The organism is Oleiphilus sp. HI0043 (assembly GCF_001634935.1).
The window spans coordinates 1-527 of the sequence record NZ_LWEY01000890.1 but is presented as its reverse complement, the minus strand read 5'-3'; the positions used below and the strand labels follow the sequence as shown (position 1 = coordinate 527).

Below are 527 nucleotides of genomic sequence, written 5' to 3'. Positions count from 1 at the left end.
GATCGCGCATCGCCTATCGACTGTAGAAAATGCAGATAAAATTGTAGTGATGGACCAAGGTCGTGTAATCGAGCAGGGAACACATCAATCACTTCTGGCTGCAAATGGTGAGTACGCCAAACTTTACAATATGAACCTGGCGGACGATGCCTAGTCAGGATCAGCAACGTGCTGCTTCAACGAGCATAACCGATGCTTGGTACCAAGGTGCTGCTTGGCTATACCTGCTGGCACCACTGTCACTTATCTATATGCTTATTTTGGTCATACGGGCATGGCTATACCGCTTAGGTTTTAAGACCTCATATCGTTCCAGTTTACCCATTATAGTGGTTGGCAATATTACGCTCGGCGGGACTGGAAAGTCACCATTGGTTGCATACTTGGTGCAAGCGCTTCAGGAAAGAGGCTATCAGCCTGGTATCGTCAGCAGAGGGTACGGTGCATCAATTCCATCTACAGAGTGTCGAGAAGTGTTAGCCGATAGCTTGCCTGAAGAGGTGGGTGATGAGCCACTCATGCTAAAG

At 48.2% G+C, this 527-nt stretch carries 1 protein-coding gene; it reads left to right on the top strand.

Translation table 11 applies throughout. The features are described from left to right. Positions 1-146: 146 nt before the first annotated feature. Positions 147-527, top strand: a 381-nt coding sequence (locus A3729_RS10065) for a tetraacyldisaccharide 4'-kinase (protein WP_197475754.1), incomplete at its 3' end; no start/stop codon positions are given.